The organism is Streptomyces sp. NPDC008313 (genome assembly GCF_042956125.1).
In the GTDB taxonomy this organism is placed as follows: Bacteria; Actinomycetota; Actinomycetes; order Streptomycetales; family Streptomycetaceae; genus Streptomyces.
Genome location: NZ_JBIBFR010000022.1, coordinates 85,965 through 103,950 on the forward strand (window position 1 = coordinate 85,965; position 17,986 = coordinate 103,950).

Below are 17,986 nucleotides of genomic sequence, written 5' to 3' on the forward strand. Positions count from 1 at the left end.
GAAAACGCGTAGTGGTCCGGACCTGCGCACCTGCCACACGTACGGGACCAACACGTACGGGACCGACGCCCGGGGCCCGTGCGGCGAAAGGAAGCACACCGACATGCACACCGTTGTGGAACGCGAGCTCGAACTCAAACTCGTCCTGTCTCCGGAACGCAGCATCCCGGTCCCGGCACGGCTGAGTTACCGCACCACCGATCCGTACGCCGTCCACGTCGCCTTCCACATCGGCTCGGAGCACCCCGTCAACTGGACGTTCGCCCGTGAGCTGCTGGTGGAGGGGGTGTTCAGGCCGTCGGGCCACGGCGACGTGCGGGTGTGGCCGACGAAGGTGGCGGCGCGCAGCGTCGTCCTGATCGCGCTGAGCTCGCCGGACGGCGACGCGCTCCTGGAGGCACCCTCCGCGCAGGTGTCCGCCTGGCTCGAGCGCACGCTGCGGGTGGTCCCGCCGGGTACGGAGGCCGGCCGGCTCGGCATCGACGACGGCCTCGCCGGCCTGCTGGCCCCGCCCCCGGAGCTGTCCCCCTCCCTGGACCCGCAGGGCGCCGGACCGTCCGACGACCCGTGGCCGTCGGACGAGCCGGTGGACGGGGAGTGAGCGGAGCGGCGGAAGAGGGGACGGCGGACGGAGAAGGCGAACGGGGTGAGGTGTTCCGGTGTGAGGATCAGAAGAGTTTGCCGGGGTTGAGCAGGCCGAGCGGGTCGAAGGCCGCCTTGACGGCACGCTGCATCTCGACGCCGACCGGGCCGATCTCGCGGGCCAGCCACTCCTTCTTCAGCACGCCCACGCCGTGCTCGCCGGTGATCGTGCCGCCGAGTTCGAGACCGAGCGCCATGATCTCGTCGAAGGACTCCCGGGCGCGGCGGGACTCGTCGGGGCTGGCCGCGTCGAAGCAGACCGTGGGGTGGGTGTTGCCGTCCCCCGCGTGGGCGCAGACCCCGATGGTCAGGGCGTACTTCTCGGCGATCCGCTCGACGCCTTCGAGCATGTCCCCGAGCCGTGAACGGGGTACGCACACGTCGTCGATCATCGTGGTGCCCTTGACCGCCTCCAGCGCGGTCAGCGACAGCCGCCGGGCCTGGAGCAGCAGTTCGGACTCGGCCGTGTCGTCGGCGGGGACGACCTGGGTGGCGCCCGCGGCCTCGCACAGCGCGCCCACCGCCGCGAGGTCGGCGGCGGGGTCGGGGGTGTCGAAGGCGGCGAGCAGCAGGGCCTCGGTGGTCTCGGGCAGGCCCATGTTCGCCAGGGCGTTGACGGCCTTGACCGTCGTACGGTCCATCAGTTCCAGCAGGGACGGCACGTGGCCGCCCGCCATGATCCGGCACACGGCGTCGCAGGCGGCCGCCGACGAGGCGAACTCCGCGGCCAGCACGAGCTGCCGGGGCGGCTTCGGCTTGAGGGCCAGGACGGCCCGTACGACGATGCCGAGCGAGCCCTCCGAGCCGACGAAGAGCCGGGTCAGGTCGTATCCGGCGACGCCCTTGGCGGTGCGCCGGCCGGTGCGCATCAGGCGGCCGTCGGCGAGGACGACGTCCAGGCCGAGGACGTACTCGGCCGTCACCCCGTACTTGACGCAGCACAGGCCGCCGGAGGCCGTGCCGATGTTGCCGCCGATGGTGCACGTCTCCCAGCTGGAGGGGTCCGGCGGGTAGTACAGCCCGTGTTCGCCGACGGCGCGGGAGAGCACGGCGTTGACGACGCCCGGCTCGACGACGGCGACGCGGTCGACCGGGCTGATCTCCAGGACGCGGTCCATGCGGACCAGGGACAGCACGACGCAGCCGTCGGAGGCGTTGGCCCCGCCGGACAGGCCGGTGCGGGCGCCCTGGGGGACGACGGGGACGCGCAGCGCGGTCGCGGTGCGCATGACGTGCTGGACCTGTTCGACGGTGCGCGGCAGGACGACGACGGCGGGGCTGCCCGCGTCGCAGAAGCTCGCCATGTCGTTCGCGTACGAGGCCGTGACGTCCGGGTCGGTGAGGACCGCCTCGGCCGGCAGGCCCGCCAGCAGAAGGTCGACGAGGTCGCCCGTCGCTTCGTCGCGCGGGGCTTCGATGCGGCTCATGATCACAGCCTCGCACCCGGGGCCATGCGTGTGAACCCCGTCCGCGGCGGTGTTCACACGCCGGGACCCGTTCGTCGTATTGACGCACAGTGACGCCATGGAGAACGAACCCTGCCCGAGCCCTCCTGGACCGCTGCGGCCCCGGCGTCGCCTCCCGCGTCTCTCCCCCGTCGCGCGGCGCGCGCTGATCGGCGCGGTCGCGTCGGGCGCCGTACTAGGCGGTGTGCTGGTGCTGCTGCCGCCGGAGCGGCGGGCCGTGCCGCCGTCGCCCGGTCCGATGGCCCGGACGAGGACGGCGGTGGGCGCCGGGGTGCCGGTCACGCTGTCGCGGCTGGAGGCGCTCATCGCCGAGCGGGAGGCCCGGGTGCGGGACCGTCCGGGTGACGCGCGCGCGTGGGCGGTGCTCGGCACGGCCTATGTGGAGCGGGGGCGGCGGACCGCGAGGCCGGTGTACTACCCGAGGGCGGAGAAGGCGCTGCGGACGTCGTTGCGGGTCGGGCCGAAGGGCAATGTGGCGGCGTTCGAGGGGCTGGCCGCGCTCGCTGACGCGCGCGGCGACTTCCGGGAGGCGAGGGAGTGGGCCGAGAAGGCGGTGGAGAAGGCGCCGAAGCGGTGGACGGCGTATCCGGCGCTGCTCGACGCCTACGCCGGCCTGGGTGACGACGGCGCCGCCGCGCGTGCGCTGGACGCCCTCCTCACGCTGCCGCCGTCGCCGTCGGTGCGGGCGCTGACCGCGCGGGTCTACCGGGACCAGGGACGGCGGGAGGACGCGGCGGCGGCCGCCGGGGACGCGGCGGCCGCGGCGACGGCGCCCGCCGAGCGGGCCCTGTGCCTGGAGCTGGTGGGCGAGCTGGCGTGGGAGAGCGGCGACCTCGGCCGGTCCCTGCGCTTCTACGAGGCCGCTCTGCGTGCCACCCCCGACGAGCCGGGCGCGCTGGCCGGGCGTGCGCGGGCGCTGGCGGCGCTCGGCCGCACCTCGGAGGCGCTGCGCGCGTACCGCGCGGCGCTCGGGAAGCGACCCGAGCCGGCGTACGCGCTGGAGCTGGGCGAGCTGTACGAGTCGCTGGGCCTCGACCGGGAGGCGCGGGTCCGCTACGACCTGGTGCGCACCCGGGTACCTGAGGCGTCGGCGCAGGGGGTGGACGACGCTCTGGTCCTCGGGCTGTTCGAGGCCGACCACGGCGATCCGGGCACCGCGGTGGACGTGCTGCGCGACGCGTGGGAGCGGCATCCCGGCGTCGCCGTCGCTGACGCGCTGGGCTGGGCGCTGCACCGGGCCGGGGACGACCGGGAGGCGCTGACGTTCGCGACGCGGGCGACGGACGAGGAGCACGGGGGCGGGGTGCGCAGCGCCCTGTACGCCTATCACCGGGGGCGGATCGAGCGGGAGCTGGGCCGCTCCGGTCCGGCACGCCGCCATCTCGCGGAGGCGCTGCGGATCAATCCGTACTTCTCGCCGCTGCTCGCGCGCTCGGCCCGGCGGACGCTGGCGGAGCTGGGCGAGCCGTCGGCGGAGGGGCCGCCCGGGTGAGGGCCGTGGGGGGTGTGGGCGGGGCGTGTGGGCGGGCTCACGCGGGCGGGCCGCCCCAGGAACGTCCGGGGCGGCCCGCCCACGGGGTCCGTCAGAGGGCCGCCGTCCCGATCAGGGCGTTGCGGGTGACCAGTGCGGCGAGTTCCTCCTCGGTCAGGGACTCGGTGCCGGAGGGCCGGCGCGGCAGGACCATGTAGCGGGTCTCCGCGCTGGAGTCCCAGACGGTGATCTCGGTGCCGTCGGGCAGGCTGAGGCCGAACTCGCCGAGCACCACGCGGGGTTCGCGGACCACGCGGGAGCGGTAGGACTCGGACTTGTACCAGCTCGGGGAGGGTCCCAGGAGGCGCAGGGGGTAGCAGGAGCAGAGGGTGCAGACGATGACGTTGTGGAGAGTCTCCGTGTTCTCCACGACCCGCAGACGCTGGTAGGAGCCCTCCATGAAGCCGAGTTCCCGTACGGCCTCGGTGCCGTCGGCCAGGAGCCGGGACCGGAAACCGGGGTCGGTCCAGGCGCGGGCGACCACGCGGGCGCCGTTCGCCGGGGACGCGCCCGCCATGAAGGCGTCGATCACCTCGTCCAGCGCTCCGCCGGACAGGACGCCCTTCTCCTCCAGCAGGGTCTCCAGCCGCCGTACCCGGCGGGAGATCAGCGCGTCGTCGTGGTCACCGCTCATCGGCCGCAGCCCCTTCGTGTGCGTCCCCGCGCGTCGCGGGCGCGGGTTCCAAATAGCTTTCCCACAGGTCGAGTACGACGTGGTGGTCGCCCTCGCCCCAGAGGTCGCGGGCGGCGAACCGGACCGCGTAGATCTGCTCGACGGGCGCGTCCCCGCGGCCCAGGGCGCTGACGTCCGCGAGGGCGGCCCGGCCCTCCGGCTCGACGACGACGCCGCGCTTGCCGCGCGCGTACCGCGGAAGGCGGGTGTGGTGCGGCGGGTCGTGGCGGAAGGTGCGTACACGCGCTCCCGGCGCGAAGCGGTCAGTCATCGAGCTCACCGGGCGCGAGGACGCCCTTGCGCTCCAGCAGCACGCAGACGGCCCGGAACCACCGCTCGTAGTACGGGGTCGCCAGGTACTCCGCGGGCGGCATCGACTCGATCACGTCCCGGAACTCGTCGGTGGTGAAGAGCCCCTGTGCGCGCAGGGCGTTGAAGAGACCGACGACCCTGGCCTCCCAGTCCGCGTGGAAGGGCTCGGTGTCGTCGGTGGTGTCCACGGGCCCGAAGCCCTGCATGCCACCCACATCGTTGATCCTGGCCATGGTCCGAGCGTATGGCCTGGGTCCGGCGCGCGTCCGTCGAACACGCGCCCGCCGCCCCAACGCGCCGCGGCCCCACGGAGAGGATCCGTGGGGCCGCGGGCGAAGGCCGCCGGGACGGCTCAGAGGTTGCCGCGCTTCTCCTGCTCGCGCTCGATCGCCTCGAAGAGGGCCTTGAAGTTGCCCTTGCCGAAGCCCATGGATCCGTGGCGCTCGATCATCTCGAAGAAGACGGTCGGACGGTCCTGGACCGGCTTGGTGAAGATCTGCAGCAGGTAGCCGTCCTCGTCGCGGTCGACGAGGATCTTCAGCTCGCGCAGGGTCTCGACGGGCACCCGGGTCTCGCCGGCCCACTCGCCGAGGGTGTCGTAGTACGAGTCGGGGGTGTCCAGGAACTCGACGCCGGCCGCCCGCATCGCGCGGACGGTCGCCACGATGTCGTTGGTGTTCAGCGCGATGTGCTGGCAGCCGGGGCCGTCGTAGAACTCCAGGTACTCGTCGATCTGGGACTTCTTCTTGGCGATGGCCGGCTCGTTGAGGGGGAACTTCACCTTCAGCGTGCCGTCGGCCACGACCTTCGACATCAGCGCCGAGTACTCGGTCGCGATGTCGTCGCCCACGAACTCCTTCATGTTCGTGAAGCCCATGACGTTGTTGTAGAAGGCCACCCACTCGTTCATCTTGCCGAGCTCGACGTTGCCGACGCAGTGGTCGACGGCCTGGAAGGTGCGCTGGGCCGGCGGCTCGACGATCGGCGCGGCGGCGGTGTACCCGGGGAGGTAGGGGCCGTCGTAGCCGGAGCGCTCGACCAGGGTGTGGCGGGTCTTGCCGTAGGTGGCGATCGCCGCGAGGACGACCGTGCCGTGCTCGTCCTTCACCTCGTACGGCTCGGCGACCGAGCGGGCGCCGTGCTCCACGGCGTACGCGTGCGCGGCCCGCGCGTCCGGGACCTCGATGGCGAGGTCCACGACCCCGTCGCCGTGCGCGGCGACGTGCTCGGCCAGGAAGTGGCCCCAGGGGGTGGAGGCCTTGATGACGGAGGTGAACACGAAGCGGGCGGAGCCGTTCTCCAGGACGTAGCTCGCGGTCTCGCGGCTGCCGTTCTCCGGTCCGGAGTACGCCACGAGCTTCATGCCGAAGGCGGTGGAGTAGTAGTGCGCGGCCTGCTTGGCGTTGCCCACGGCGAAGACGACCGCGTCCATTCCCTTGACCGGGAAGGGGTCTGCCTCGCGCGCGGTGCCGGGAGTGTGGTGGGTGGTCTGAGTCATGGCCGCAGGCTCTCTCCGTTCCGCAAGGTGCGCAATAGTTTGCGCTTCGGCTGGGCAATATGCTCAGCGGCACGCCCGCTTCGCCGGGCGTTCTGTACAGGATGACCACCGGGGAGGCCGGCATGGCGATCGATCATCTGGACGGCAGACTCATCGTGCTGCTCGCCGAGGAACCGCGCATCGGGGTGCTGGAGATGTCCCGGCGCCTGGGCGTCGCCCGGGGCACCGTGCAGGCGCGCCTCGACCGGCTTCAGTCGAACGGAGTCATCCGCGGCTTCGGCCCCCAGGTGGACCCGGCGGCGCTCGGATACCCGGTGACCGCGTTCGCGACGCTGGAGATCCGGCAGGGGCAAGGAGCCGACGTACGGGCCCACTTGACGACGGTCCCCGAGGTGCTGGAGCTGCACACCACGACCGGCGGCGGGGACATGCTGTGCCGGCTGGTGGCCCGCTCCAACGCGGATCTCCAGCGGGTGATCGACCGCGTCGTCGGTTTTGATGGGATCGTCCGGGCCTCCACGGCGATCGTCATGGAGAACCCCGTACCGCTGCGGATCATCCCGCTGGTGGAGCAGGCGTCACGGGACACCTGACCCGCCCGCTCCGGCGCCGGGCCCGTGCCCGCGTCCGGGAGGCTCCCGGCGAGGCACCGGCCCGCGTCGGAGGTGGAAGCGTGAACTTCTGGGAGTACCTGGGCAGCCGCCACCAGCAGCTGCTCACGGACGCCTACCAGCACGCCAGCGCCGTCTTCCAGTGCATGGTCGTCGCCACCGTCATCGGCGTGCTCATCGGTGTCGTCACCTACCGCAGCGAGTGGGCGGGCGGCCTCGCCACGCTCACCACGTCCACGATCCTGACCGTCCCCTCCCTCGCCATGATCGGCCTGCTGATCCCGGTCGTGGGCCTGGGCGTCCCGCCGACGGTCGTCGCGCTGACCCTCTACGGTCTGCTGCCGATCGTGCGCAACTCGATCGTCGGCCTGCGCGGCGTCGACCCCTCCCTGGTGGACGCGGCGAAGGGCATCGGGATGTCCCGCACGGCCCGGCTGCTGCGCGTCGAGCTGCCGCTGGCCTGGCCGCCGATCCTCACCGGCATCCGGGTCTCGACCCAGATGCTGATGGGCATCGCGGCCATCGCGGCGTACGCGTCCGGGCCGGGCCTGGGCAACGAGATCTTCCGCGGCATCGGCTCCCTGGGCAGCAGGAACGCGCTCAACCAGGTGCTCGCGGGCACGCTCGGGATCATCGTCCTCGCCCTGCTGTTCGACGCCGCCTACGTCCTCGTCGGACGGCTGACCATCCCGAGGGGGATCCGTGCCTGAGACCTCCGCGGCCGGCACCGGCGACGGCGGCACCACCACGGCCGGCGCCGCCTCCCCGGCCGACGGCACCTCCACGACCGGTGCGCCCATCGAGCTGGAGAACCTGACCAAGCACTACCCCGGCAGCCGCGACGCCGCCGTGGACAGCGTGAACATGGAGATCCGGGCGGGCGAACTCGTCGTCTTCGTCGGCCCGTCGGGCTGCGGGAAGTCCACCACCCTGAAGATGATCAACCGGCTGATCGAGCCGACCGGCGGGCGCATCCGCATCGGCGGCGAGGACGTCACCCACATGGACCCGGTGAAGCTGCGCCGCAAGGTGGGCTACGCGATCCAGTCCTCCGGGCTGTTCCCGCACATGACGGTCGCCCAGAACATCGGCCTGGTGCCCAGGATGACCGGCTGGTCCAAGGCCCGGATCAGGGCACGGGTGGAGGAGATGCTGGACCTCGTCGGCCTCGACCCCGGCGAGTTCCAGGGCCGCTATCCGCGCCAGCTCTCCGGCGGCCAGCAGCAGCGGGTGGGCGTGGCGCGGGCGCTGGCCGCCGATCCCCCCGTCCTGCTGATGGACGAGCCGTTCGGCGCGGTCGACCCGATCACCCGCGACCACCTCCAGGACGAGCTGATCCGGCTCCAGTACGAGCTGCACAAGACGATCGTGTTCGTGACGCACGACTTCGACGAGGCCATCAAGCTCGGTGACCGGATCGCGGTGCTGCGCGAGCACTCGCACATCGCCCAGTTCGACACACCGGAGGCGATCCTCACCAACCCGGCCGACGACTTCGTGTCCGGGTTCGTCGGGGCGGGCGCCGCCCTCAAGCGGCTCAACCTCACCCGGGTGCGGGACGTCGGGATCACCGACTACCCGACGGCCACCGTGAACGACCCGCTCCAGAGCATCTTCAACAAGCTGCGCGCCGGCGGCACCAACGAGATCCTGCTGCTCGACAAGCGCGGCCGCCCCTACAAGTGGCTGCGCCGCGGCGACCTGATGCGGGCCAGGGGCTCGCTGGCGCGGGCGGGCACGCTGGTCCACGACACGGTGACCAGGGACGCCACGGTGCGCGACGCCCTGGAGGCGGTGCTCACCGACAACGCGGGCCGGGTCGCGGTCACCGGACGGCGCGGCGAGTACACGGGCGTCGTCGACATGGAGACGCTGATGAACTCCGTGCACGAACTGCTGGAGGCCGACCGGCTCGACGCGATGGAGCACCAGCACGACCTGGAGGAGGCGCGCTCCCAGCAGACCCATACGGAGCAGGAGGGCGCCCAGGGCGGGGAGGCGAAGGCGTGAGCGATCCGCGGACGCCGGCCGGCAAGGGCGGTTCACGGCCCCAGCGGCCCCCGGGCGAGCACGAGGTGAAAGGCCTCGCGTTCCGGGACGAGGGCGAGCACGGCTACGAGGAGGACACCGAGGCGGCCTACGGGGTGGAGGGCGAGGCCGGCACCCGGGCCCCCGGACCGTCGGCCGCGCCGAAGCGCCGGATCACCTGGCAGAAGCTGACCTTCCTGCCGCTGGCGCTCGCGCTGCTGCTGCTCGCCACCTGGCTCTGGTTCCGGCAGGCCGAGCTGGACTTCGTCTCCGAGAGCGCCCTGTCGGACGGGCAGGTGTCCAAGTTGCTGTGGCAGCACATCCGGCTGACGGTGATCTCCACGTTCTTCGTGCTGATCATCGCCATCCCGCTGGGCATCCTGCTGACCCGCCGGGCCTTCCGGAAGGCGACGCCGGTGGCCATGGCGTTCGCCAACATGGGGCAGGCGACCCCGGCGATCGGCCTGCTGGCCCTGCTGGTCATCTGGCTCGGCACGGGACAGCGGGCCGCGCTGATCGGCATCACCGTCTACGCCGTCCTGCCGGTCCTCTCCAACACGATCGCCGGGCTGAAGGCCAACGACCCGACGCTGCTGGAGGCGGCGCGCGGCATCGGCATGTCACCCATGGGCGTCCTCACCCGCGTCGAACTCCCGCTGGCGGTACCGCTGATCCTCGCCGGTGTCCGCACCGCGCTCGTCCTGAACGTCGGCACGGCGACGCTCGCCACGTTCGGCGGGGGCGGCGGGCTCGGCGTCCTGATCACCACGGGGATCACCAGCCAGCGGATGCCCGTCCTGGTCCTCGGATCGATCCTGACGATCGCGCTCGCCCTCCTCGTGGACTGGCTCGCCTCCCTGGCCGAACTGCTGCTGCGGCCGCACGGGCTGGAGACGGGCACATGAGGCGCGCCCACGGGACGGGCGGGCGGCGCGCGGCGGCGCGGCGGCGGCGTACGTGCCTCGTGCTGGCCGGGGCGCTGCTGCTGGCCACCGCGCCGGGGTGCGGGCTGACGAGCGGCTCCCCCATGGCCGACGACGTCCGGCCCGGCTCGATCGGCAAGGGGCGTCCGCTGGAGGGCGTCGACCTGACCGTGACGTCGAAGGAGTTCACCGAGCAGCTGATCCTCGGCGCCATCATGGGCATCGCCTTCGAGGCGGCCGGCGCGGACGTCCTGGACCGCACCGGCATCCAGGGCTCCATCGGCTCCCGCGAGGCCGTCAAGAACGGGGACGCGGACGCCGCCTACGAGTACACGGGCACCGCGTGGATCACGTACCTCGGCAACAGCAAGCCGATCACCGACCCGCGGCGGCAGTGGGAGGCGGTCCGGGACGCGGACGCGAAGAACGGCCTGACCTGGCTGGCACCGTCCGCCCTCGACAACACGTACGCGCTCGCCATGAACCGTGCCAACTCCGAGAAGTACCGCACGAAGACGCTCTCCGCCGTCGCCGCGCTGTCGAAGTCGGACCCCGGGGCGGTCACCCTCTGCGTGGAGAGCGAGTTCGCCAACCGCGCGGACGGACTGCCGGGCATGGAGAAGGCGTACGGCATGGACGTACCCGCCGCGAACATCACCCAGATGGACACCGGGATCATCTACACCCAGGCGGCGAAGGGGAGTTGCACCTACGGGGAGGTGTTCACCACCGACGGCCGCATCAAGTCGATGCACCTGGTGGTGATGGAGGACGACAAACAGTTCTTCCCCCACTACAACGCCGCCCCCGAGATCAACACCGAGACCCTGAAGAAGCACCCGGAGATCGCCGGCATCCTCGACCCGATCACGAAGAAGCTCGACAACTCGGTCGCCCAGGACCTGAACGCCAAGGTGGACGTCGACGGCCAGGACCCGCACCAGGTCGCCCTGGACTGGATGAAGCGGGAGGGGTTCGTGAAGGAGGGCTGAGCACCACGGCACGGGACCGGCCCGGGGGCTCGGGACGGGCCCGGGGCTCGGCTCCGGCGGCTCGGCTCGGCTCGGGCGGCGTGGCTCCTGGGCTAACAGCTCGGTACGGAGCCGCTGCCCTTCCGCAGAGCGATCAGCGCGTCGACCGTCTTCGCGAGGGTCGTCACCGGGACGAGCCGAAGGCCCTTCGGCAGCTCCGACTGGGCGTCCGCGCACTCCGCCTTCGGCACCAGGAACACCGTCGCGCCGTCGCGGCGGGCCGCCTGGGTCTTGAGGGCGACCCCGCCGACCGCGCCGACCTTGCCGTCGGCGTCGATCGTCCCCGTACCGGCGATGACGCGGCCGCCGGTGAGGTCACCGCCGCTGCCGTCGCCGTCCAGCTTGTCGACGATGCCCAGGGAGAACAGGAGCCCGGCGCTCGGGCCCCCGACGTCGGCCAGCTCGAGGGAGACCTTGACGCCCTTCTTGTGGAGGTAGGACAGCGCGGCCTCGGTCGCCGTGTCCTGCGACTCCTTCATCTGCGCCGCGTTGTGCTGCTCGATCTCCTTGACGTTGTCCCCGCTCGGATAGACCGAGTCACGCGGCATGACGGCCTGGTCGGTACGGAACCAGCCGTCGAGGACGTCACCGAGACCGACGTCCGCGTCCGGGCCCGTCGCCTCGATCGTCGTCATCCGGAGCTGACCGCTGGTGTCCCGGGTGGGCGCCCCGCTGATGGTGATCACGGGCTCGCCCTTGTTCTCGCCGAGCACGTTCGCCGTCATACCGGGCTGCGCCACGGAGAACGGCAGCGGCGCGAACGCCGCCGTGGCGAGCAGTGCCACGACGGGCAGGGCGCAGACGGCGACGGCCTTGGGGCGCGTGAGGCGAGAGAGCACGGGATCAATCTAACGCGAGGGCCGGCCGCGCCCGGGAGCGGCCGGGAGGCACCGGTGGGGCCGGGAGGTCACCGCAAGGCGTCCGCGACCTCCCGGGCCGCGTCGACCACGCGGGGGCCCACGCGCTCCGGCACGGAGTCCGCGAGCATGACCACTCCCACGCTGCCCTCGACGCCGGTGACCCCCACGAGCGGCGCCGCCGCACCGCACGCGCCCGCCTCCAGCTCGCCCGCGGTGAGCGTGTACGCCGGTTCCGAGGCCTGGGCCCGGCGGGCGGCGAGGATCGCGCGGCCCGCGGCCCCCCGGTCCAGCGGGTGCCGGAATCCGGCGCGGTAGGCCACGTGGTAGTCGGTCCACGTCGGCTCGACGACGGCCACGGCCAGCGCCTCCGACCCGTCGACGAGCGTGAGGTGGGCCGTCGCCCCGATGTCCTCGGCGAGCGCGCGCAGCGCGGGCAGCGCGGCCTCCCGTACGAGCGGATGCACCTGGCGGCCCAGGCGCAGCACCCCCAGTCCGACCCGGGCGCGGCCGCCGAGGTCGCGGCGGACAAGGGCGTGCTGCTCCAGCGTGGCGAGCAACCGGTACACAACGGTCCGGTTGACGCCCAGTTTGTTCGAGAGCTCAGTGACGGTCAGCCCGTGGTCCGTGTCGGCGAGCAGCTTGAGGACGCGCAGTCCTCGGTCGAGCGTCTGGGAGGTCTCCGCGGTCACGACGCCCACTCCTTAGTGGTGAGGTCGGCGGCCCTCTCGCGGCAGATGCGTCCCCCCATCCCGTGGGCGACGCGCTTCAGAGGCCGCCGATCGGCGGACGGCCCGGCTTGTCCCGGGCCCAGTCGCTTCACGGCTGCGCTCCGCGGCGGCGCTGCCACGGGGCGTGTGCGTAGCGGGACAGTAGCGACCCGGTCCGCTGAGCGGAAGGCTCCGTCCAGAATCCGGGCATCCGCTGGTACGGAGTGCCGGCGTTCGTCCCGATACGTACGGGCGCCAGCTTCTGTCACGCACCGCCCCGCGCACGCCGCCCGGCGTGCGCGGCGCACGCGCCCTGGGCGCGCGGCGGCAGGACCTCAGCGCATCCGGGTGGCCCACTCCTGGACCTTGGCGATGCGCTGCCGCAGCTGTCCCGCCGTGGCCTCCGCGCTCGGCGGACCGCCGCAGACGCGGCGCAGCTCGGTGTGGATGACGCCGTGCGGTTTGCCGCTCTGGTGGACGTAGGCGCCGACCATCGTGTTGAGCTGCTTGCGCAGTTCCAGCATCTCCTTGTGGGAGACCACGGGCCGCCGCTCGGCGGGGAGTTCGAGGAGGTCCGCCTCCTCGTCGGGCTTCTTGCGGCTGTGCGCGATCTGCCGGGCCTGCCGCTTCTGGAGCAGCAGCTGGACCTGGTCGGGTTCGAGCAGCCCCGGGATCCCGAGGTAGTCCTGCTCCTCCTCGCTCCCCGGGTGGGCCTGCATGCCGAACTCGGCGCCGTCGTAGAGCACCCGGTCGAAGACGGCCTCGGACTCCAGCGCCTCGAAGGAGAACTGCTCCTGCTCGCCGGTGTCCTCGTCCTGCTCCTTGTTCGCCTCGTCCATCTCCTTCTCGGACTCGGCGTACGGGTCCTCCTCGCCCTCCTTCTTCGGCTTGTCGAGGACGTGGTCGCGCTCCACCTCCATCTCGTTGGCGAAGCCGAGGAGGTCGGGGACCGTGGGCAGGAAGACGGAGGCGGTCTCGCCGCGCCGCCGGGAGCGCACGAAACGTCCGACGGCCTGGGCGAAGAAGAGCGGCGTCGAGATCGTCGTCGCGTACACGCCGACCGCGAGCCGGGGCACGTCGACGCCCTCGGAGACCATGCGGACGGCGACCATCCAGCGGTCGTCGCTCCGGCTGAACTCGTCGATGCGGCCGGAGGCACCCGTGTCGTCGGACAGGACGAGGGTCGCCTTGTTCCCGGTGATCTCGCGGATCAGCTTCGCGTAGGCGCGGGCGGAGTCCTGGTCGGAGGCGATGACGAGGGCACCGGCGTCCGGGATGCCCTTCCTGACCTCGGTGAGCCGCTGGTCGGCGGCGCGCAGCACGCTGGGCATCCACTCGCCGCGCGGGTCGAGGGCGGTGCGCCAGGCCTGGCTGATCGCGTCCTTGGTCATCGGCTCGCCGAGCCGCGCGGCGATCTCGTCACCGGCCTTCGTGCGCCACCGCATGTTGCCGCTGTAGGACAGGAAGATCACGGGTCGCACGACGCCGTCGCCGAGCGCGGAGCCGTACCCGTACGTGTAGTCGGCGGCGGACCGCCGGATCCCGTCGTTGCCCTCCTCGTACGCCACGAACGGGATGGGGTTGGTGTCCGACCGGAAGGGCGTACCGGTGAGCGCGAGCCGGCGGGTGGCGGGCTCGAACGCCTCCAGGCATGCCTCGCCCCACGACTTGCTGTCACCGGCGTGGTGGATCTCGTCGAGGATGACGAGGGTCTTGCGCTGCTCGACGCGGTTGCGGTGCAGCATGGGCCGCACACCCACGCCCGCGTACGTCACGGCGATGCCCTGGTAGTCCTTGCCGAGCGGGCCCGCGCTGTACTCCGGGTCGAGCTTGATGCCTATCCGGGCGGCCGCCTCGGCCCACTGCTTCTTCAGGTGCTCGGTCGGCGCGACCACCGTCACCTGCTGCACGACGTGGTGGTGCAGCAGCCAGGACGCCAGCGTCAGGGCGAACGTCGTCTTGCCCGCGCCGGGCGTCGCGACGGCCAGGAAGTCGCGCGGCTGCTCCTGGAGGTACCGCTCCATCGCCCCCTGCTGCCAGGCACGCAGCTTGCCCGCCGTGCCCCAGGGGGCGCGGCCGGGGAAGGCGGGCGAGAGGTGGTGCGAGGAGTGCGAGGAGGAGGTGGCGGTGGTAGTCACGGTCTCCGGTGGGGGTGGTCGGTGGCGCGGCTCGGTCACGCACGGCGACCGGTCCATCGGGGCCCGGCTCGGTCCGCGTATGACAACCGGGCCACCCTACCGGCGCCCGGGACGCGCCCCCGCGTGAACGACGCGGGGACGGGGGCGGATGGGACTGAGGTCACACCGCCTCGTGCATCGTCCTCAGCCGCAGGGCGATCATCCCCACATCGTCCAGGTCGCCGGCCGCCACCTCAATGACGAGCTTGTACGCCTCGTCCTGATCGACGCCGAGCATCTCGGTGCCGTCGAAGTCGAGGAACACGACCGTACACATCCACGCCATGCGCTTGTTGCCGTCCACCAGGGGGTGGTTGACTGCCAGCGACTGGAGCAGCGCAGCGGCCTTCTCGAAGAGATCCGTGTACGCCTCGATGCCGAACATCTGCGACTGCGGGCGATGGACGGCCGAGCTGAGCAGACCCAGGTCACGCACAGCGACCTGAGTCCGCTCCCCGCACGCCAGCTCCGCCAGGTCCAGGACCTCCTGGACCGTGAGGTACTTCATCTACTCCCCCAGCCTCCGCAACAGGTCCGCGTGACCCGCCGCGTACTTGGCCCCCAGGCGGCGGACCTCGGCCCGGTCCGCTTCCTGCTCCAGATACCGGTCGATCGCCTGAAGCACTATGGCGTGCATACTCCGACCCTCCTCCTCGGCACGAAGCTTGAGCGCCTCTTGCTGATCGTCGCGCAGACGAAGGTTCATAGCCATACCACAAAGGTACCACTATCGGGGTCAAAGTGGTACCACCTCAGTCATGGGCCGTCCGCACCCGCGTGGCCACCCACGCCCCCGCCAGCGCCACCGCCGCCATCGGCAGGAACACCGCCGCGAACGCGCCCGGGTGGGACGCGTCCGCGGCCCGGCCGGCCGTGTGGGCCGCCGTGCCCCCGCCCAGCGCGGCGAAGGCGGCGCCTCCCACGGCGAGCAGCACGACGTTGGAGAGGCCGTCGGAGATCTGCAGCGCGGCGGAGTTCGCGCCGGCCTCCTCGGGGGCGGACAGGCGCAGCAGGAGCACGCTGGTGGAGGAGATGACCAGGCCCATGCCCAAGCAGCCGAAGCCCCAGGCGACGGCCACCGTCCACACGGGCACCGCGTGGATCAGCACGCTCGGCGCCGCCGCGATCGCGGCGGCGACCAGCACCATGCCGAAGGTCATCAGCCGCTCCCGGTGCGGCTCCGTCCGCGGCCGGGACTGCACGTACGAGCCCAGCGCCCAGGTCCCGCCGCCCGCGGCGAGGGAGAACCCGGCGAGCGTCGGCGACAGCCCGCGCTGGGTGACCAGCATCAGCGGGACGAAGGACTCGGCGGCGATGAAGGAACCCGCCGCGACCCCGCGCAGCAGCACCACGGACGGCAGTCCGCGCGCGGCCCGGTAGGTGCCGCGCGGCAGCAGTCCCAGCACCGCGGGCACCAGCAGCACGGCGCCCGCCACGGCCGGGACGGCCGACGTCCAGGTCAGGTCCTGGGCCGCGTACTGGAGGAGCCCGGCGCCGAGCGAGATGCCGAGGGCCAGCCGGATGCGGCGCCGGTCGAAGGGCACCCGGGCGGCGTCCCCGGCGGGGCCCGCGGCCCGGCGCCGGATCTGCGGGAGCGCCAGCGCGAGCGGAAGGCCGACCAGGACCGGTATCCCGATGAACACCCAGCGCCAGCCCAGGTGTTCGGTCACGGCCCCGGCGGCGAGCGGGCCGACCACGGACGGGACCACCCAGCTCGCCGCGAACGCCGCCATGATCGAGGGGCGCAGCCGCTCCGGGTAGGCGTGGCCGACGACCACGTACAGGGCGACGATCACCAGGCCGCCGCCGAGCCCCTGAACCGCCCGGCCGAGGATGAAGGGCCACATCGAGCCGGCCGTCCCGGACAGCAGCAGCCCCGCCGCGAAGGCGCCGATCCCGGTGGTCAGTGAGCCGAGCGGCCCGCCGCGGTCGGACCACTGTCCCGCGAGCACCATCCCGAACAGGCTCGTCGTGAAGTACCCGGAGAAGGCGAACGCGTACAGAGCGACCCCGTCGAGCTCGCGTGCCGCGACGGGCATGGCCGTCCCGACGGCCGTCGCCTCGAAGGCGATCAGCAGCACGACCGAGACGATGCCGATGCTGAGCGCCCGGTACGACCGGCTCAGTACGCCGTCGAGGGTGCCGGGCTCCGCGTCCGTGACCGGCCCGGCGGGGGGTACGGCTGCGGTCGCGGTCTCACGCGGTGTCGGGCTGCTCATGCCCGTCAGGGTAAGGGGCGTGGCTGACAATGACCCCTGTCCGGAGACGGTGATCCACTGCGACCTTGGTCGTACGTCCTCCGGCGCGGTGCCCCGCCGTGCGCGCCCCGTTCGTGAACGCGGCATGGCAGTCGTGTTGCGCGGCGCCCCGCTCCCTTGAGCCCCGTCCCGGCCCGGCCCTACGGTCGTTCCATCGAGTCCGGAACGTGTGCGCCGTCCCGGCCTCGGTCAACGGCCGTGTGCCCGAGTGGCTCAGGGACTCGTCTGCAAAGCGAGGTACGCGGGTTCGATCCCCGCCACGGCCTCCTCAGGGATCGGCCGTCTCCAGGACACGGAGGCGGCCGATTCGCGGTGCAGGAGCCACAGGGTGAACGTCAGCGTGGACAGGTCGGCGGCGAGCGGGCGCAGGGCCGTGTCCGGCTCGCTCCAGGCGAGGACCGCGCCCGTGGCCCCGTCGGCCACCAGGCTGATGTCCTCGGTCAGCCGGCCCAGCCACACGAGGTCCTCGGCGCCCGCCGGAAGGCCGTCCCCAGCGAGGGCGTCCGCGTGCCCGGCGTCGGCGTGGTACTCGGCGAGCGTCGGCAGCGCGAGCTCCGTCTCCGGCCGTGCCAGGAAGCCGCCGTCCACCAGGCCCGTCTCCCGCAGGAAGCGCCGGGTCGGCTCGTGGGTGAGCGCGGACGGGAAGTCGACGTCCTCGAAGCGCAGGACCCGGCCGCCGCCGAACTCCTCCTCCAGCAGCCGTCCCGGCAGGGCCAGCACCAGCCCCGCGCCGGGGTCCATGGCCGCGATGCGGGTCAGCGGGCGTATCAGCGCGGCGGCCCCCGCGGGAGATCCGTACGCGCCGTACGGCGGCAGCGGCTCGTACGGCGTCACACCGTCGCAGTCCACGCCCAGTTCCTCCGCCGCCGCCATGAAGCCGAGCAGCGCCTCCAGGGCGGGTGCGAGCGGCTCCCGGCCCAGCAGGGCGCAGTCGCGGTGGACGTACGGCGTGCGGGCCGCGCCGGCCAGCGTGCGCAGCGCGCCGGTGACCACCAGGTCCCGCAGCTCCTCGACGAGGCCGTCCGCGACGCGGACCAGCTCCACCGGCCCCGCACCGCCGGGCGCACCCGGAAGCGGGCGCGAAGGCGGGTGCGGATCGGACGCGGCGCGGGCCGGCGTGGTCGCGCCGGCCCCGGCGCGGGCATAGGTCGTGCTCATGGCTCCCCCGTGCGTGTCAACGCATCGTGCTTCCCCCGTCGGGAGACGCCCCGTCCCGGCGGCCGTCTCCCACTGACCCAGAACGATACGCCGCGGGACTGACAACGCGGC

At 72.6% G+C, this 17,986-nt stretch carries 18 protein-coding genes, 1 tRNA gene and 1 pseudogene; 8 read left to right on the forward strand and 12 right to left on the reverse strand.

Translation table 11 applies throughout. From position 1 onward, the window contains the following. Window positions 1–103: 103 nt before the first annotated feature. A complete protein-coding gene (locus ACFY93_RS26525; RefSeq protein ID WP_391363508.1) occupies window positions 104–601 on the forward strand; it encodes an SsgA family sporulation/cell division regulator in 498 nt (165 codons plus the stop codon). A 67-nt stretch (window positions 602–668) separates the two neighbouring features. On the opposite strand, the gene ACFY93_RS26530 is transcribed toward ACFY93_RS26525, so the two are convergent. Then, window positions 669–2,075, reverse strand: a complete 1,407-nt coding sequence (locus ACFY93_RS26530; protein WP_391363510.1) for an FAD-linked oxidase C-terminal domain-containing protein — start codon at window positions 2,073–2,075, stop codon at window positions 669–671. Window positions 2,076–2,166: 91 nt separating this feature from the next. Here ACFY93_RS26530 and ACFY93_RS26535 point away from each other — a divergent pair, with 91 nt between their 5' ends. After that, window positions 2,167–3,600: a tetratricopeptide repeat protein gene (locus ACFY93_RS26535; RefSeq protein WP_391363511.1), complete on the forward strand. Its 1,434-nt coding sequence runs from the start codon at window positions 2,167–2,169 to the stop codon at window positions 3,598–3,600. Window positions 3,601–3,691: 91 nt separating this feature from the next. On the opposite strand, the gene nthA is transcribed toward ACFY93_RS26535, so the two are convergent. The 4 genes from nthA to hppD all read right to left on the reverse strand — a co-directional run bounded on the left by nthA (window position 3,692) and on the right by hppD (window position 6,122). After that, the gene (gene nthA, locus ACFY93_RS26540) at window positions 3,692–4,273 is read right to left on the reverse strand and encodes a nitrile hydratase subunit alpha (RefSeq protein WP_391363513.1); all 582 of its coding nucleotides are present in this window, start codon (window positions 4,271–4,273) and stop codon (window positions 3,692–3,694) included. Next, a complete protein-coding gene (locus ACFY93_RS26545; protein ID WP_391363515.1) occupies window positions 4,263–4,583 on the reverse strand; it encodes an SH3-like domain-containing protein in 321 nt (106 codons plus the stop codon). The genes nthA and ACFY93_RS26545 overlap by 11 nt, the downstream gene beginning before the upstream one ends. Continuing rightward, window positions 4,576–4,857, reverse strand: a complete 282-nt coding sequence (locus tag ACFY93_RS26550) for a hypothetical protein (protein WP_391363517.1) — start codon at window positions 4,855–4,857, stop codon at window positions 4,576–4,578. The genes ACFY93_RS26545 and ACFY93_RS26550 overlap by 8 nt, the downstream gene beginning before the upstream one ends. Before the next feature lie 119 nt (window positions 4,858–4,976). Continuing rightward, a complete protein-coding gene (gene hppD / locus ACFY93_RS26555; protein ID WP_391363519.1) occupies window positions 4,977–6,122 on the reverse strand; it encodes a 4-hydroxyphenylpyruvate dioxygenase in 1,146 nt (381 codons plus the stop codon). Between the two features lie 122 nt (window positions 6,123–6,244). Here hppD and ACFY93_RS26560 point away from each other — a divergent pair, with 122 nt between their 5' ends. The 5 genes from ACFY93_RS26560 to ACFY93_RS26580 all read left to right on the forward strand — a co-directional run bounded on the left by ACFY93_RS26560 (window position 6,245) and on the right by ACFY93_RS26580 (window position 10,676). Beyond that, window positions 6,245–6,715 (forward strand): Lrp/AsnC ligand binding domain-containing protein, encoded by a 471-nt coding sequence (locus ACFY93_RS26560; protein ID WP_391363521.1) that lies wholly within the window; start codon window positions 6,245–6,247, stop codon window positions 6,713–6,715. A gap of 80 nt (window positions 6,716–6,795) precedes the next feature. Continuing rightward, window positions 6,796–7,443: an ABC transporter permease subunit gene (locus tag ACFY93_RS26565; protein WP_391363523.1), complete on the forward strand. Its 648-nt coding sequence runs from the start codon at window positions 6,796–6,798 to the stop codon at window positions 7,441–7,443. Window positions 7,444–7,531: 88 nt separating this feature from the next. Then, window positions 7,532–8,743 carry a betaine/proline/choline family ABC transporter ATP-binding protein gene (locus tag ACFY93_RS26570; protein ID WP_391363590.1) on the forward strand — a complete coding sequence of 404 codons (1,212 nt, stop codon included), beginning with the start codon at window positions 7,532–7,534 and terminating at the stop codon, window positions 8,741–8,743. A gap of 134 nt (window positions 8,744–8,877) precedes the next feature. Then, window positions 8,878–9,666, forward strand: coding sequence for an ABC transporter permease subunit (locus ACFY93_RS26575; RefSeq protein WP_391363592.1), 789 nt, complete (start codon window positions 8,878–8,880; stop codon window positions 9,664–9,666). Beyond that, entirely contained in the window at window positions 9,663–10,676 is a 1,014-nt protein-coding gene (locus ACFY93_RS26580) for a glycine betaine ABC transporter substrate-binding protein (protein ID WP_391363525.1), read from the forward strand. Before ACFY93_RS26575 ends, ACFY93_RS26580 begins: the two co-directional genes overlap by 4 nt. 92 nt (window positions 10,677–10,768) lie before the next feature. Here the strand turns inward: ACFY93_RS26580 and ACFY93_RS26585 are convergent, their stop codons facing one another. The 6 genes from ACFY93_RS26585 to ACFY93_RS26610 form a co-directional block, all read right to left on the reverse strand. Continuing rightward, window positions 10,769–11,554, reverse strand: coding sequence for a S16 family serine protease (locus tag ACFY93_RS26585; protein WP_391363527.1), 786 nt, complete (start codon window positions 11,552–11,554; stop codon window positions 10,769–10,771). A 68-nt stretch (window positions 11,555–11,622) separates the two neighbouring features. Further along, on the reverse strand, window positions 11,623–12,264 hold the full coding sequence (locus ACFY93_RS26590) for a helix-turn-helix domain-containing protein (RefSeq protein ID WP_391363529.1): 642 nt from the start codon (window positions 12,262–12,264) through the stop codon (window positions 11,623–11,625). A 353-nt stretch (window positions 12,265–12,617) separates the two neighbouring features. Beyond that, window positions 12,618–14,420 carry a DEAD/DEAH box helicase family protein gene (locus tag ACFY93_RS26595; protein ID WP_391363530.1) on the reverse strand — a complete coding sequence of 601 codons (1,803 nt, stop codon included), beginning with the start codon at window positions 14,418–14,420 and terminating at the stop codon, window positions 12,618–12,620. Between the two features lie 160 nt (window positions 14,421–14,580). After that, window positions 14,581–14,967, reverse strand: coding sequence for a type II toxin-antitoxin system death-on-curing family toxin (locus ACFY93_RS26600; protein WP_391363532.1), 387 nt, complete (start codon window positions 14,965–14,967; stop codon window positions 14,581–14,583). Beyond that, window positions 14,968–15,165: an Arc family DNA-binding protein gene (locus ACFY93_RS26605; RefSeq protein ID WP_391363594.1), complete on the reverse strand. Its 198-nt coding sequence runs from the start codon at window positions 15,163–15,165 to the stop codon at window positions 14,968–14,970. A 46-nt stretch (window positions 15,166–15,211) separates the two neighbouring features. Further along, window positions 15,212–16,678 (reverse strand): MFS transporter, encoded by a 1,467-nt coding sequence (locus ACFY93_RS26610; protein ID WP_391363534.1) that lies wholly within the window; start codon window positions 16,676–16,678, stop codon window positions 15,212–15,214. 233 nt (window positions 16,679–16,911) lie between these two features. On the opposite strand from ACFY93_RS26610, the gene ACFY93_RS26615 reads away from it, so the two are divergent. Further along, window positions 16,912–16,983, forward strand: a tRNA-Cys gene (locus ACFY93_RS26615). A 91-nt stretch (window positions 16,984–17,074) separates the two neighbouring features. On the opposite strand, the pseudogene ACFY93_RS26620 reads toward ACFY93_RS26615, so the two are convergent. Continuing rightward, window positions 17,075–17,875 (reverse strand): annotated as a pseudogene (locus ACFY93_RS26620) (SUKH-4 family immunity protein); the annotation flags it as partial. Window positions 17,876–17,986: the final 111 nt, after the last annotated feature.

What these genes read in the sequence shown, in the direction of transcription:
- ACFY93_RS26525 (WP_391363508.1), top strand. Translation starts at nt 104, where the DNA reads ATGCACACCGTTGTGGAACGCGAGCTCGAACTCAAACTCGTCCTGTCT.
- ACFY93_RS26535 (WP_391363511.1), top strand. Translation starts at nt 2,167, where the DNA reads ATGGAGAACGAACCCTGCCCGAGCCCTCCTGGACCGCTGCGGCCCCGG.
- nthA (WP_391363513.1), bottom strand. Translation starts at nt 4,273, where the DNA reads ATGAGCGGTGACCACGACGACGCGCTGATCTCCCGCCGGGTACGGCGG.
- ACFY93_RS26545 (WP_391363515.1), bottom strand. Translation starts at nt 4,583, where the DNA reads ATGACTGACCGCTTCGCGCCGGGAGCGCGTGTACGCACCTTCCGCCAC.
- ACFY93_RS26550 (WP_391363517.1), bottom strand. Translation starts at nt 4,857, where the DNA reads ATGGCCAGGATCAACGATGTGGGTGGCATGCAGGGCTTCGGGCCCGTG.
- hppD (WP_391363519.1), bottom strand. Translation starts at nt 6,122, where the DNA reads ATGACTCAGACCACCCACCACACTCCCGGCACCGCGCGCGAGGCAGAC.
- ACFY93_RS26560 (WP_391363521.1), top strand. Translation starts at nt 6,245, where the DNA reads ATGGCGATCGATCATCTGGACGGCAGACTCATCGTGCTGCTCGCCGAG.
- ACFY93_RS26580 (WP_391363525.1), top strand. Translation starts at nt 9,663, where the DNA reads ATGAGGCGCGCCCACGGGACGGGCGGGCGGCGCGCGGCGGCGCGGCGG.
- ACFY93_RS26600 (WP_391363532.1), bottom strand. Translation starts at nt 14,967, where the DNA reads ATGAAGTACCTCACGGTCCAGGAGGTCCTGGACCTGGCGGAGCTGGCG.
- ACFY93_RS26605 (WP_391363594.1), bottom strand. Translation starts at nt 15,165, where the DNA reads ATGAACCTTCGTCTGCGCGACGATCAGCAAGAGGCGCTCAAGCTTCGT.
- ACFY93_RS26610 (WP_391363534.1), bottom strand. Translation starts at nt 16,678, where the DNA reads ATGAGCAGCCCGACACCGCGTGAGACCGCGACCGCAGCCGTACCCCCC.